We start from the raw sequence: 13,873 nt of genomic DNA, 5'->3' as shown, positions 1-13,873 counted from the left end.
GCGGGCATACGCCCGCGTTACTGCGTTATCCGCGTTACTTACGATCCGCCGCGCAGCCGGAAATGACTTAGCGTAAAAAAGCGACTATTGTCCGACGCCCGTAATCGGACGCTCACCGGGCCGAGGGGCGCATACGCGCCGAACAGTTAGCGTAAAAACGGCCGTAAGTTTGTTTTTCATCCGCCGAATGGATAATTTTACGTCTGCAACCTAAAACCAGCCCCATGTCCATCCAGATGAACCAATCGCTGTCGGTAGACTGCGCCGTGTTCGGTTTCAACGGCAAGTCGCTCAAAGTGCTGCTGATCGAGCGGCGCTACTATGCCCCCGACACCCGTCTCGACAAGCTCAAACTGCCGGGCGCCATGATTCTCGACAACGAGACGCTGCCGCAGGCCGCCTACCGTGTGCTCGAAGAGGCCACCGGACTGCGGGACGTATACCTCAAACAGATGGATATATTCTCCGATCCCAACCGGGTGAGCGGTGAGGAGCTGGAGTGGATCAACCGCTATCACGGCATACGGACCGAACGCGTGGTGACGGTGGGATATTACGCGCTGGTGAAGCTCGACACCCGTACCGTCGCCTACACCACGGCCAAGGGCGCGCAATGGGTCGATGTCGATTCGATCCAGCGGCTGGCGATGGACCACAAGCAGATACTTTCGGCGGCGCTGGCGGTTCTCTGCCGCGAGATGCTGCAATCGCCCGTGGCTTTCGAACTGCTGCCACGCAAACTCACCATCCGCGCGCTCCAAAACCTCTACAGCGCAGTGCTGGGCATCGAAATCGACAACCGCAACTTCCGCAAGAAGATACTCGCGTCGGGGTTTCTGACCCCGACCGCAGAACGGGAACAGGGCGTAGCCCACAAGCCGGCGCAATATTATACCTTTAATAAAAACGCCTACAAAAAGGCGCTCAAGGCGAAGCTGAAGCTGGGATTCATCAACAACTGGAGGTATTGATCCATAACAACAGATAACATATGAAAAGTTTAGGCATAGACATAGGCTCTTCGTCGGTCAAGGTATCGTTGCTGGACATCGCGTCGGGCGAGTGCGCGGCCTCGTCCGCCAACCCCGCGACCGAAATGCCCATCGGATCGCCGCAGAGCGGCTGGGCCGAGCAGGACCCCGAAATGTGGTGGCATTACGTCTGCGAAGGCATTCGGACCATTGCGGCGCAGGGCTTTGCAATGAGCGACGTGGTGTCGGTGGGCATCACCTACCAGATGCACGGACTGGTCTGTCTCGACAGGCAAGGACGCCCGCTGCGCCCCTCAATCATCTGGTGCGACTCGCGCGCCGTGGAGATCGGGGCCGAAGCGCTGGAAGGCATCGGACGGGAGTTCTGTCTCGCGCATACGCTCAACTCACCGGGCAACTTCACTGCGTCGAAACTGGCGTGGGTAAGGCGCAACGAACCCGGCATATTCGCGCAGATATACAAATTCATGCTCCCCGGCGACTACATCGCCTACCGCCTTTCGGGACGCATGTCCACCTCCGTCAGCGGCCTTTCGGAGCAGATACTCTGGGACTTCGAAGAGGAGCGGCGGGCCGACTTCGTGGCCGGGTGGTACGGCATTCCGCAGGAGACGATCCCCGAAGCCGGCGTCTCGATCGGCACGGAGGCCTGCACGGACGAAGCGGCCGAACGGCTGCTGGGCATCCCCGCAGGCACTCCGATCTCCTACCGCGCCGGGGACCAGCCCAACAACGCCTTTTCGCTCAACGTCATGGAGGCGGGCGAAGTCGCCGCAACAGGCGGCACGAGCGGCGTGTTATACGGCGTCACGGACAAACGCCAAGCCGACCCGCAGTCGCGCGTGAACACCTTCGTCCACGTCAATCACACGGCCAGCAATCCCCGTTACGGCATTCTGCTCTGCATCAACGGCACGGGCATCATGAACTCGTGGATACGCCGCAACGTCACGCAGGAGAGGCTCGACTATGCGGAGATGAACCGGCTGGCCGCAAGCGTCCCGGCAGGTTCCGAAGGGCTGTCGGTCGTACCCTTCGGCAACGGAGCCGAACGGATGCTCTGCAACCGCTGCCCCGGAGCCGGAATCATCGGACTGGACCTCAACCGCCACACCACGGCGCACCTCCTGCGTGCGACGCAGGAGGGCATCGCCTACTCCTTCCGCTACGGCATCGACATCATGCGCGGGCTGGGAGTGCGCCCCGACGTCATCCGCGCAGGCGCAGCAAACTTGTTCCTCTCGCCGCTTTTCCGGCAGACGCTCTCGACGCTCACGGGCGCCCGCATCGAACTGTTCAATACCGACGGCGCGCTGGGCGCAGCCCGCGGCGCGGCGCTGGGCGCCGGCTACTACAAGACGCGCGGCGAAGCGTTCGCCGCATTGCGCAGGCTGGAGGTCGTGGAACCCGCCGAAGCTGACAGAGAGACGCTGGAAGAAGGTTACCGGGCATGGGTCCGGGAAGTGGAGAAAAGAATGGAATAACAACTTAACAAATCATTCAATATCATGGCATCAAAACAGTATTTCCCCACCGTGGGACAGATCGAATTCGAAGGCCCGGAGTCGAAGAACCCGATGGCTTTCCGTTACTACGACCCCGAAAAAGTCGTGAAAGGCCGCAAGATGAAGGATTGGTTCCGTTTCTCGATGGCGTGGTGGCACACCCTCTGCGCCGAAGGCGGCGACCAGTTCGGCGGCGGCACCAAAACCTTCCCGTGGAACGAGTCCGCATGTCCGATCGAGCGCGCGAAAGCCAAGATGGACGCGGGTTTCGAATTCATGCGGAAGATCGGCATCGAGTACTATTGTTTCCACGACGTAGACCTCGTGGACGAAGCCGCGACGCCCGAAGAGTACGAAAAGAACCTCCGCCAGATCGTAGCCTACGCCAAGCAGAAGCAGGACGAAACCGGCATCAAACTGCTATGGGGCACGGCCAACGTCTTCGGCCACGCCCGCTACATGAACGGCGCCGCGACCAACCCCGACTTCGACGCCGCGGCCCGCGCCATGCTGCAGATCAAGAACGCCATCGACGCCACGATCTTTCTGGGCGGCGAGAACTACGTCTTCTGGGGCGGACGCGAAGGCTACATGTCGCTGCTCAATACCGACATGAAGCGCGAAAAGGAGCACATGGCCACCATGCTGCGCATGGCCCGCGACTACGCCCGTTCGAAGGGGTTCAAGGGCAACTTCCTGATCGAGCCCAAACCGATGGAGCCGATGAAGCACCAGTACGACGCCGACACGGAGACCGTCATCGGGTTCCTGCGGGCGCACGGGCTGGACAAGGATTTCAAGGTCAATATCGAGGTCAATCACGCCACGCTTGCCGGACACACCTTCGAGCACGAGTTGCAGTGCGCCGTCGATGCCGGGATGCTCGGCTCGATCGACGCCAACCGCGGCGACTACCAGAACGGCTGGGACACCGACCAGTTCCCGATCGACCTCTACGAAATGGTGCAAGCGATGATGGTCATCGTCCGCGGCGGCGGCCTGCAGGGCGGCGGCACGAACTTCGACGCCAAGACGCGCCGCAATTCGACCGACCCCGAAGACATCTTCATCGCCCACATCGCCGCGATGGACGTCATGGCCCGCGCGTTGCTCATCGCCGCCGACATTCTCGACGACTCGCCCTACGAAAAGATGCTCGCCGAACGTTACGCCTCCTACGACTCAGGCGAAGGCCGGCTCTTCGAGGAGGGCAAGCTCACGCTGGAGCAGGTCGCCGACTACGCCCGCCGGCACGAACCCGTCCAGCGCAGCGGCAAACAGGAGCTGTTCGAAGCGATCGTGAACATGTATATCTGACCTTATGACTAAAACCCAAGAAACCGGGAGCCGCGCCTATCTGCTTTCGATCGTGCTGGTGGCCATCATCGGCGGCCTGCTGTTCGGTTACGACACGGCCGTGGTGTCGGGAGCCGAGCAGGCCCTAGACCAGTTCTTCCGCAGTGCGGCGGACTTCACCTACACGCCGTGGATGCACGGCTTCACCGCATCGAGCGCGCTGGTGGGCTGCATCGTCGGCGGTGCGCTGTCGGGCCTGCTGGCCTCGCGTCTGGGACGCAAACGCACGCTCGTCGCGGCGGCCGTGCTGTTCTTCGTCTCGGCCGTCGGCTCGTGGCGGCCCGAAAGCGGCATCCTGCCCTACGGCGAGGCGTCGCTGCCGCTGCTGGCGTCGTTCAACATCTACCGCATTCTGGGCGGTATCGGCGTGGGACTTGCCTCGGCCGTGTGTCCGATGTACATTGCCGAAATCTCGCCCGCGAAGATCCGCGGCACGCTCGTCTCGTGCAACCAGTTCGCCATCATCTTCGGCATGCTGGTCGTCTACTTCGTGAACTATCTGATCCGCAACCAGCTGGGCGACACGGGCGAAGCCATTCAGGCCGCCAGGGTCTCCGTCGGCTGGCGCAGGATGTTCCTCAGCGAAGCGTTCCCCGCGGCGACCTTCCTGCTGCTGATCCTCTTCGTGCCCGAAACCCCGCGTTACCTGACCCTCACCGGACGCGATCAGAAGGCATTGCAGGTGCTCACGCGCATCAACGGCGCGGCCGAGGCCCGCACGATTCACACCGAAATCCGCCGGACGGTACACGCCAAGACCGAGCGGCTCTTCGCCTACGGCGCAGCGGTGATCCTGATCGGCATCCTGCTCTCGTTTTTCCAGCAGGCCATCGGCATCAACGTCGTGCTCTACTACGCCCCGCGCATCTTCGCCGGAATGGGCGCGTCGGGCGACGCTTCGATGCTCCAGACCGTGGTGATGGGCGTGGTCAACATCCTCTTTACGGTCGTGGCGATCTTCACCGTGGACCGCGTGGGCCGCAAACCGCTGCTCATCGTCGGTTCGGCGGGTATGATGATCGGCATGGCCGCCCTTGCGGCGCTTTCGTTCACCGGGTCGATCGGCATTGCGGCGCTGGTCTTCATCATCATCTACACCGCATCGTTCATGATGTCGTGGGGCCCGATCTGCTGGGTGCTGATCTCCGAAATCTTCCCCAACACGATCCGCTCGCAGGCCGTGGCCGTAGCCGTGGCTGCGCAGTGGATCTCGAATTTCCTCGTCTCGGCGACCTTCCCGTCGCTGAGTGCATGGAGCGTCGGTGGCACCTACTGCATCTATGCCCTGATGGCGCTCGCATCGGCACTCTTCGTCTGGAAATGGGTACCCGAAACCAAGGGCAGAACCCTCGAAGAGATGTCGAAACTCTGGCGGAAAAACGGCGACTGAGCCGCGGCAAAAACCGGACGTCGCAACAACGGGCAACCGGACCGGGCGGACCTTGAGACCGGGCATTGCCGGTAACAGAGCGTCCCGGCCGGGAGACTCAGGCACCCGGCCATCTCCGACAGCAAGGACCCCGGAGGCGCAATCCGAAAGCCGGGAGCATCGCAGGTTGCCGGCGGGCAGGCGGATACGCAGGCGTAACCGGGCAACGCAGGCAGCAGAACAACGGACCAAAAGAGCCGAAAGAGCAGTCCGAACCCGATTCGCAAGGAAAAGTCATCGGCCGCAGTGCAACGACGCGGGCACATGCCCGCGTCGTTGCATTATCGTCACGAAACCATCGGACAACCGTTCCTGCTTGCACCTGCTGAGTTTTTCAGAAATTCTTCACATCCCGCTCCCGATTTCCCGAATCTTTTATTACCTTTGCCGTCGATATTTCGAAGGGGTGCCTTACTATCAGGCTGAGATTATACCCATTGAACCGGATACGGGTAATGCCGAAACCGGGATGCATAATCTTTCAACGCATACCCCTTTTCAGTTCATTAACTTTTAAAAGTTCAGACATGAAAAGGTTTCTACTTCCCATCGCGGCCGTCGCGCTCTGCGTCGCCGCAAACACGGCGAGCGCCGAGAATCCGGCAAACGCCGAGAATCCGGCAAACGCCGAGAATCCGGCAAACGCCGTAATTACCGCTGCGGCCGAAACTCCGGCTGCCGTCTCCCTCACCGCAGGCGTAACGAACGCCGCAACCGCCGCAGACGCGACACGATCCGCGGCGTTTGTCACGGCAGCTGCCGTTCCCCCTGCAAAGACAAGCGAAGCGATCACGGCAGCCGCCGGGCCGGGCCGGCCCGAAGACTCCGTGCGCATGTACCGCCTGCAGGAGATCGAGGTGACCGCCACGCGCGCATCGGGCAGCACGCCGGTCGCCTATACCGACCTTTCGCACGAAGCGATCGCCCGCAACAGCTACGGATTCGACATTCCGTCGGTGCTGGCGCTGACTCCCTCGATGATCGCCACCAACGAAACGGGCATCGGCATCGGCGGCACGTCGATGCGCCTGCGCGGAACCGACGCCACACGGCTCAACGTCACCATCAACGGCGTCTCGATGAACAACCCCGACTCGCACTCGATGTACTGGTACGACACGCCCGACCTCATCTCGTCGGTCGGCACGATGCAGATCCAGCGCGGCGCGGGCATCTCGACCAACGGCACGGGCGCCTTCGGCGGCGCGGTCAATATGTCCACGGCCCCGCTCGAAACCGAGTTCGGCGGCGACGTCTCGCTCTCGTACGGATCGTACAACACCAACAAACAGGCCGTGCACGTCTCGTCGGGGCTGATGGGCGGCCATTGGACGGTGGACGCACGCCTGACGCGCCTCTCCTCGGACGGCTACATCCGCCGCGGAGGGACCTCCCTCACCTCCTACATGTTCCAAGGCGGCTATTACAACGGCAACACGATGCTCAAGCTGGTTTCGTTCGGCGGCAAGGCCAAAACCAACCTCAGCTACAACGGCGCCACGCGCGACGAGATGCGTCTCAATGGCCGCCGTTACAACAGCAGCGGCATGTACTCTACCTCGGACGCCTACTCCCACCGCATCTGGAACAGCGAGGACGGGGAGTGGCAGCAGGTGAACTTCTACGACGACGAGACCGACAACTACCTGCAGATCAACAACCAGCTGATCCTCAGCCAGCGGCTGGGCGACCGATGGACGCTGAGCGCCACGGCCTTCTACACCTACGGTTACGGCTACTACAAGCAGTACAAGGACGACGCCAAGCTCTTCGAATACCTCTTCCCCGACCATCTGGCCTACCAGACCGACGACCAAGGCAATTTCGTGACGGACGGCGACGGCGAACGCATCGCCGTGCGCAGGGACCTGATCCGCGAAAAACTCATGCGCAACCACTTGGGCGGCCTGAACGCTGCGGCGGCCTACGCCGCGGACAACCTCGACCTCGCCTTCGGCGGTTCGTGGAGCTATTACAGCTGTCCCCACTGGGGCGAGCTGGACTGGATGCAGGAGACCGATCCCGCCGACTACCGCAGCAAACGCTGGTACGACAACGACGTGGACAAGCAGGACGCCAACCTCTTCGCACGCGCCAACTGGACCGTAGCCCGCGGACTTAACCTCTTCGCCGACATGCAGTACCGCTACGTTCACTACAAGGCATGGGGCGTGAACGACAACTACGACGAAGCGAGCGGGGGCATGCAGCCCATCGACGTGGACGAGACATCCCACTTCTTCAACCCCCGCGCCGGCGTCAGCTACACGCTCGCCAAGCGTCACAACTTCTACTTCTCGTTCGCCGTGGCGCAGAAGGAGCCGACGCGCAGCGACTTCACGGACCGCTACATGTTCTCCGGCGACGACTCGTACCCCTCGTCCGAGAAACTCTACGACTACGAACTGGGCTATGACTACTCGTCGCCCCGTTTCAGCGCGGGCGTGAACCTATACTACATGAAGTACAAGGACCAGCTGGTGCATACGGGCATGGTCAACGACAGCTCCGACGCACTGAACGTCAACGTGCCCGACAGCTACCGCCGCGGCATCGAGCTGACGGCTTCGTGGCGCGTGACCGGATGGTTCACCGCCGGCGCCAACGCCACCTTCAGCCAGAACCGGATCGAGAACTATGTGGACGCACTCTCGAACAGCCCCACCTACGGGCAGAATCTGGGCGAGCGGACCATCTCCTACTCGCCGTCGGCCATGGGGTCGCTGTTTCTGGACTTCCATTACCGGGGCTTCGAAGCCGTGCTGCACACGCAGGCCGTAGGCAAACAGTACTTCACCAATGACGAGAACGAGACACTCTCGCTCGACCGCTACTGCGTCACCAACCTCAATCTGGGCTACACGTTCCGCACCCGCGCCGCCCGGAGCGTGCGGCTGGGCCTGCAGATCAACAACCTCTTCAACGCCGAGTACGAAAGCAACGGCTACGGCTATTCGTACATGGACACGTGGAGCGAGCCCACGCCCCGGCGCATCGACATGGCCTACTACTTCGCGCAGGCGCCCCTGAACGTGCTGGCCAACGTCACGGTGAAGTTCTGACGGGCAAATTCCGTCCTCCCGGAACCCGATCCGGATGGACGCAACGCAGATAAAACGATGGATTGGAAACTTATCCTGCAGATCGCCGGCGTGATGCTGGGGCTGCTCTATCTCTGGCTCGAATACCGCGCCGACATCCGGCTGTGGATCGTGGGACTCGTCATGCCGCTGGTCCACGGCGCGCTCTACTACAAGGCGGGGCTGTACGCCGACTGCTCGATGCAGGTCTACTACGTGCTGGCAGGACTCTACGGATGGCTCGTGTGGCGAAACGCCCCACACAAAAAAGCCAAGACGGCCCGGAACGCGGCAGCAGGACAACCAGCCCAAACAGCCGGAAGCGAAGCACTCGCGGGGGGACACAACAGCCAACCGGACCGGAACACAACGGCGGGACATAGCGACCAAACGGCCTGCAATGCAGGACCCGAAGCGGCCCAAACAGCCCGGAGCGCAGAACCCGCCGCCGTCCGGATCGGGCATACGCCCCTGTGCTATGCAGCAGGACTGACCGCAGTCTACGCCGCGGCGCACACCGGAATCTATTTCCTGCTCTCCCGATTCACCAACAGTACCGTGCCCTTCTGGGACGCGATGACCACGGCGGCAAGCATCGTGGCGATGTGGATGCTCTCGCGCAAATACATCGAACAGTGGCTCGTCTGGCTGGCCGTCGATCTGATAACGATCGGGCTGTATCTCTACAAGGGAATCCCCCTCACCGCGGGACTCTACGCCCTCTACTCGGCGCTGGCCGTGGCCGGATACCTGCGCTGGCGCAAGCTCGCGGCACAAGAAACGACCGGCGCCGCAAAGTAACGCAGGCGAAGAATCACTACGGCACAAGGCGCCGCCGACGCTGAGCAACACAACGCGAGTGAGACACAGCAGAGCCGCACAACGCGGAACGGCGCCGGCACTGGGCCGCCGAAACTCGGCGACCATTACGAATAACGCAGTAACGCAGGGTAAGTCCCACGTTACTGCGTTATTGCATCCGGTTCTTGTTCGCTGAGAAAGACGACGCTCCGGCGCATCGGAGTCCCTGCCCGGCAAAGAGCGAAGCCTGCCCCGAAAACCTTCTCCGCGTCCCTATTCCGGCAGGCCGTGCTCCCCGACATAGGCGAGGATCTCCTCGCGCAGCGCCTTGGGCGTCACGCTGCACCGCAGCACCAGCAGGTAAGAGTTGCGAATCTGCTCGCGGATAAAGCCGTCGGGCAGGTCGCCCGTGGTGCGGACGGCGTTCCAGTGGCGTTTGTTGAAGTGCCACGCCGCACTCACCTCGTCGTACTGCTCACGCAGCAGCACGGCTTCGGCCGGATCGCATTTCACGGCGACCCATTCGAATTCGGCCATGTCGGCGCAGGCGAACATCTTGCCCCCGACCTTGTAGACAAGGGTCGTTTCGTCGAAGGGCGTAGTCTCTTCGGCCATCGGCAGCGACAGACAGTAGTCGCGGAAAGTCAGTACATCCATAATCGATCGTTTTTTCGTTCCGGTCCGGCACAATTCCGTCGCAGCGGCGCATTTCCACGGCCGGCCGGAATTACTCGCCACCCAAAGATATATAATTTTTGGCACACGTATTGCGTCCTGCTCCCAAGTAAAACCAAAATCAAGGAAACGATGAAAAAAATTCTCCTCTGTATCTGCCTGCTGTCGACATTCGCAGCGGGTCTGGTCGGCTGCTCGCAGCAGCGGCAATGGAATCACGAACAGCGCAAAGCGATGCGCGAAGCCCTGCGCAGCTACCGTCAGATGGTCTATCTCGACGACCTTTCGGACGATGAATTCGTGCTCTTTACCGACGAGGTGGCCGGTGATCTGGAAGGGGCCTACCCCGTCTATACGACCTTCGTCGAAATGCCGGGCGTGACCGACACGGTCGACATGATCGTCGTCACGACCATCGTGGACGAACTGAACGCCGACGCACACAACATGCGCCATATTTATCCGTACAACTATCTGGTGGCGCAGGGCGTGCTCCCCGCCGGGCTGGACCACCAGCAGCAGAAGGCTTTCTACAACTGCTTCGCTGGCAAGGTGAACGCTGCCTACAGCACCATGTCGCAGTTCTTCAACGCCATACTGGCCGACACGACCGACATGTCGCAGATTCGTCAGATGGAAGCCGGATGCGCCAACGACCTCTTCGACTGGGTGATTACCGAAGTGGAGGTGACCGAGACCGCCGACTGACAGAACCGGGACCGCATAACCGGGACAACCGGAATCGCACGGCAAACGACGCGCAGCCGCACGGTCCGCGCACAAAAAAGGCAGGCTTTTGCAAAAGCCTGCTTTTTTTGTTTCAGATTCTCATCGGTTCACATACCCGATCGACGAACAACCCGATAACGGAACGTCAAAAAACAGCCGCGACGAATTCACAGCATTATTCAACAGGAAGATTGTACTGTTTCAAAAACGAGAGTTTATCCCAATACCCTCTCTGAAAGACGATTTTATCGTTTTTCACATGAAAAAATCCACATCCGCGAAGTCCGAGCTGATCTTTCCATTCCATTATCGCCCATTCTCCATCTTCAAAAATATTCTCTACGATACAAACCATTTCAGCCGTTGCAAATTCATTTGCAAACATTTCACGGATCGCCGTTTTTCCTACCACCGGTTTATTCGCAACCTGATGGTTTACCGCATCTTCGGCATACAGCTCCGTAAGACGGACCGCATCGGCGGCATTAAAGCGGTCTATCCACTTTTCCAAAACTTCTTTAGGCGTCATAATCATGCTTGATTTATAGTTCGGATTTACCTTCCAAGCGGCTTCCGAGTGTTATACATCGTTTTTAAAGAGACTAACGTATTATTTTCCGCTTCTTCCCGGAAACGCCGCCCGACACGACCGCTTGCCGCACGCCGTTTTCCGGCGCAAATTCCGGCCGCGGCCGCTACTTGCCCTCGCACGGGCACTCGCCGCGCTCCTGCCGGTCGTAGAACTCCCGGCCCACGACGATCCGGACCGCCTTGTGGAGAATCGAGAATTCGAGCGGCGTCTCGCCCAGCAGCTCACCGTCCACCTCGACCGAAATTTCGGGCGACGACTCGATGCGGATACAGCTCCCCCTCTCCTGCAGGATATGCCGGATGCGGTAGATGCCGCCGTTGAACAGGTAGTGGAAGCGGAACAGCAGGTGCCAGAAATGCACGGGACGCACCAGCGACACGTCGAGCATACCGTCGTCGGCCACGGCGTCGGGCAGCTGCTGCATGCCGCCGACGTTGTACTTACAGATGCCGATGGCGATGCTGAACAGCAGGTTGTTGTAAACCAGCCGGTCGTCGACCCACACCTTCACGCCCGTCGACTTGTAGCGGAAGAAGTTCTTGACCAGACACCACGTGGAGCGCCAGCGGCTTTTGCGGCCCTTTTTCTTGAGGTGCGAAAGCTTGCGCACCATCCGCGCGTCGAAACCCGCGCCCGCTACGTTGGCCATATAGCGGCTCTGGCGGTAGTGCGACTCCTCGTACGACACCACGCCCACGTCCTGCAGGAACGAGTAGCCCTCGCCGATGGCCTTCACGGCATCCTGATAGCGGTTCGAAATACCGAACGTGCGGACCCAGTCGTTGCCCGTTCCCACGGCGATCACCGCCAGCAGCACCTCGTCGGGACAGACCTCCTGCTGGATGAAAAGTCCGTTCACCACCTCGTGTAGCGTGCCGTCGCCGCCCACGACGATGATATTGCGGTAACCCTCCTTGACGGCCGACACGGTAAGTTCCGTGGCGTGGAACTTATGCTCCGTGAAGACCGGTTCGCAGACGATATGAGCGTCGCGCAGGAGCTTCGATATCTGCGGAAAATGGTCAAGCCCGCGGCCGCCTCCAGCCACGGGATTGACAATGACGAACCATTTGACCTTGTCGGCTTCCAAAGCGCACTACTTTTTGGGAATATTGCGCAGCGTATCGACCATGAAGTCGTAGAACTTGCCCACCGACGCGATCTCCACCTTCTCGTCGGGCGAGTGGGGATAGCAGATCGTGGGTCCGAACGAAATCATGTCCATCTTGGGATATTTGCTGCCGATGATGCCGCATTCGAGTCCGGCGTGAATCGCCGTCACGGCGGGTTCCTTGCCGTAGAGGGCCTTGTAGGAAGCAGTCATGGCCTTGAGGATCGGCGACTCCATGTTCGGATTCCAGCCGTCGTAGCTGCCCGTGAGCTGTACCTTGGCCCCGGCCAGAGAGAATACCGCGGCGATCGCTTCGCCCAGCGCGGCCTTCTCCGAGTTCACCGAGCTGCGCAGCAGGCACTGCAGTTTGACGCTCTTGCCGTCGGAGACCACGCGCGCGAGGTTGCTTGAAGTCTGCACCAGTCCGGGCATCGACACCGACATGCGCTGCACGCCGTCGGGACATCCCACAACGGCTTTGGTCAGCTGGGCGGCCACGTCGGCAGCGATCCGCTCCTTCGGGGCTTCGCACTCCTTCAGTTTGATCGACACGGCGTCCTCAATGCCGGCATATTCGGCCTTAATGACCTTTTCATAGGCTTTCAGCTCCTTGGCGAAAGCTTCGTACTCCTTGGTTTTGACCATCACGACCGCCTCGGCTTCGCGGGGAATGGCGTTGCGCAGGCCGCCGCCGTCCACCGAACAGAGCACCAGATCGCGCGACGCCGACGCGGCGTTCAGGAAACGGAACAGCACCTTGTTGGCGTTGGCGCGCTGGCAGACGATCTGAATGCCCGAATGGCCGCCCTTGAGTCCCTTGACTGTGATCCGGGCCGCGGTGTAGTTGCGCGCGGGCGTCGGCTCGGCGGCATATTTGAAGACGATGTTCGCGTCCAACCCTCCGGCGCAGCCCACGTACAGCTCGCCCTCGGTCTCCGAGTCGAGATTCAGCAGGATGTCACCGTGCAGCAGCCCCTTTTTCAGCCCGAACGCGCCGTCCATCCCCGTCTCCTCGGTGGCCGTGAAGAGCGCTTCCAGCGGACCGTGTACCAGCGAATCGTCCTCCAGCACGGCCAGAATGGCCGCCGCGCCGATGCCGTTGTCCGCACCGAGCGTCGTGCCGTCGGCCGTCACCCACTCGCCGTCGACATAGGCGTCGATCGCATCTTTCGTGAAGTCGAACTTCTTGTCGTTGTTCTTCTGGGGCACCATGTCGAGGTGGGCCTGCAGGACCACGCCCTTGCGGTCCTCCATGCCTTTCGAGGCGGGTTTGCGGACATAGACGTTATGTGCGGCGTCCTCCTTGCATTCGAGTCCTTTCTCCCGTGCGAAATCCATGACGTATTTGCGGATCTTCTCCTCGTGCGACGAGGGGCGCGGAATGCGTACGATCTGAGCGAAATGCTTCCAGACCAGCGCCGGCTTCAGGGCCGCGAGATTGCGTGTGTCGTTCATAAAAGTAGGTTTTAATGATATGTTATCGTTTTGCGTATTCTTTCATTCTCGTTCAGCCCTGCCGTCGTTGCCGCCGCCTTTGGCGTCGTTTACAGGTCTGCTTCTCCCCTAGCCTGCCGCTTCGGCGACGCGCCGTAATCCTCTCCCC

Annotated in this window: 11 protein-coding genes; 7 read left to right on the top strand and 4 right to left on the bottom strand. The window is 60.8% G+C overall.

Annotated features, from left to right (window positions below):
• Window positions 1-224: 224 nt before the first annotated feature.
• From ALFI_RS12945 to pnuC, 6 genes are all read left to right on the top strand, one after another.
• Entirely contained in the window at window positions 225-971 is a 747-nt protein-coding gene (locus ALFI_RS12945) for an NUDIX hydrolase (RefSeq protein ID WP_014776137.1), read from the top strand.
• A 20-nt stretch (window positions 972-991) separates the two neighbouring features.
• A complete protein-coding gene (locus ALFI_RS12940; protein ID WP_014776136.1) occupies window positions 992-2,476 on the top strand; it encodes a xylulokinase in 1,485 nt (494 codons plus the stop codon).
• A gap of 24 nt (window positions 2,477-2,500) precedes the next feature.
• A complete protein-coding gene (xylA, locus tag ALFI_RS12935) occupies window positions 2,501-3,814 on the top strand; it encodes a xylose isomerase (RefSeq protein ID WP_014776135.1) in 1,314 nt (437 codons plus the stop codon).
• A gap of 4 nt (window positions 3,815-3,818) precedes the next feature.
• A complete protein-coding gene (xylE, locus tag ALFI_RS12930; protein WP_014776134.1) occupies window positions 3,819-5,243 on the top strand; it encodes a D-xylose transporter XylE in 1,425 nt (474 codons plus the stop codon).
• A gap of 566 nt (window positions 5,244-5,809) precedes the next feature.
• Window positions 5,810-8,344 carry a TonB-dependent receptor gene (locus ALFI_RS12925; protein WP_014776132.1) on the top strand — a complete coding sequence of 845 codons (2,535 nt, stop codon included), beginning with the start codon at window positions 5,810-5,812 and terminating at the stop codon, window positions 8,342-8,344.
• A gap of 57 nt (window positions 8,345-8,401) precedes the next feature.
• On the top strand, window positions 8,402-9,163 hold the full coding sequence (gene pnuC / locus ALFI_RS12920; protein ID WP_014776131.1) for a nicotinamide riboside transporter PnuC: 762 nt from the start codon (window positions 8,402-8,404) through the stop codon (window positions 9,161-9,163).
• 273 nt (window positions 9,164-9,436) lie between these two features.
• On the opposite strand, the gene ALFI_RS12915 is transcribed toward pnuC, so the two are convergent.
• Entirely contained in the window at window positions 9,437-9,820 is a 384-nt protein-coding gene (locus tag ALFI_RS12915) for an MmcQ/YjbR family DNA-binding protein (RefSeq protein WP_009598023.1), read from the bottom strand.
• A gap of 150 nt (window positions 9,821-9,970) precedes the next feature.
• Here ALFI_RS12915 and ALFI_RS12910 point away from each other — a divergent pair, with 150 nt between their 5' ends.
• The gene (locus tag ALFI_RS12910) at window positions 9,971-10,546 is read left to right on the top strand and encodes a hypothetical protein (RefSeq protein ID WP_014776130.1); all 576 of its coding nucleotides are present in this window, start codon (window positions 9,971-9,973) and stop codon (window positions 10,544-10,546) included.
• A 196-nt stretch (window positions 10,547-10,742) separates the two neighbouring features.
• On the opposite strand, the gene ALFI_RS12905 is transcribed toward ALFI_RS12910, so the two are convergent.
• The 3 genes from ALFI_RS12905 to ALFI_RS12895 form a co-directional block, all read right to left on the bottom strand.
• Window positions 10,743-11,096 carry a nuclear transport factor 2 family protein gene (locus ALFI_RS12905; protein WP_014776129.1) on the bottom strand — a complete coding sequence of 118 codons (354 nt, stop codon included), beginning with the start codon at window positions 11,094-11,096 and terminating at the stop codon, window positions 10,743-10,745.
• A gap of 166 nt (window positions 11,097-11,262) precedes the next feature.
• Window positions 11,263-12,249, bottom strand: coding sequence for a diacylglycerol/lipid kinase family protein (locus tag ALFI_RS12900; protein ID WP_014776128.1), 987 nt, complete (start codon window positions 12,247-12,249; stop codon window positions 11,263-11,265).
• 6 nt (window positions 12,250-12,255) lie between these two features.
• Window positions 12,256-13,725: an aminoacyl-histidine dipeptidase gene (locus ALFI_RS12895; RefSeq protein WP_009597900.1), complete on the bottom strand. Its 1,470-nt coding sequence runs from the start codon at window positions 13,723-13,725 to the stop codon at window positions 12,256-12,258.
• Window positions 13,726-13,873: the final 148 nt, after the last annotated feature.

Origin of the sequence: Alistipes finegoldii DSM 17242 (assembly GCF_000265365.1) — a bacterium.
Classification (GTDB): Bacteria; Bacteroidota; Bacteroidia; order Bacteroidales; family Rikenellaceae; genus Alistipes; species Alistipes finegoldii.
Note: the sequence above shows the minus strand (reverse complement) of the source record. Positions and strands in the feature narration are given on the sequence as shown.

What these genes read in the sequence shown, in the direction of transcription:
- ALFI_RS12945 (WP_014776137.1), top strand. Translation starts at nt 225, where the DNA reads ATGTCCATCCAGATGAACCAATCGCTGTCGGTAGACTGCGCCGTGTTC.
- ALFI_RS12940 (WP_014776136.1), top strand. Translation starts at nt 992, where the DNA reads ATGAAAAGTTTAGGCATAGACATAGGCTCTTCGTCGGTCAAGGTATCG.
- xylA (WP_014776135.1), top strand. Translation starts at nt 2,501, where the DNA reads ATGGCATCAAAACAGTATTTCCCCACCGTGGGACAGATCGAATTCGAA.
- xylE (WP_014776134.1), top strand. Translation starts at nt 3,819, where the DNA reads ATGACTAAAACCCAAGAAACCGGGAGCCGCGCCTATCTGCTTTCGATC.
- ALFI_RS12925 (WP_014776132.1), top strand. Translation starts at nt 5,810, where the DNA reads ATGAAAAGGTTTCTACTTCCCATCGCGGCCGTCGCGCTCTGCGTCGCC.
- pnuC (WP_014776131.1), top strand. Translation starts at nt 8,402, where the DNA reads ATGGATTGGAAACTTATCCTGCAGATCGCCGGCGTGATGCTGGGGCTG.
- ALFI_RS12915 (WP_009598023.1), bottom strand. Translation starts at nt 9,820, where the DNA reads ATGGATGTACTGACTTTCCGCGACTACTGTCTGTCGCTGCCGATGGCC.
- ALFI_RS12910 (WP_014776130.1), top strand. Translation starts at nt 9,971, where the DNA reads ATGAAAAAAATTCTCCTCTGTATCTGCCTGCTGTCGACATTCGCAGCG.
- ALFI_RS12905 (WP_014776129.1), bottom strand. Translation starts at nt 11,096, where the DNA reads ATGACGCCTAAAGAAGTTTTGGAAAAGTGGATAGACCGCTTTAATGCC.
- ALFI_RS12895 (WP_009597900.1), bottom strand. Translation starts at nt 13,725, where the DNA reads ATGAACGACACACGCAATCTCGCGGCCCTGAAGCCGGCGCTGGTCTGG.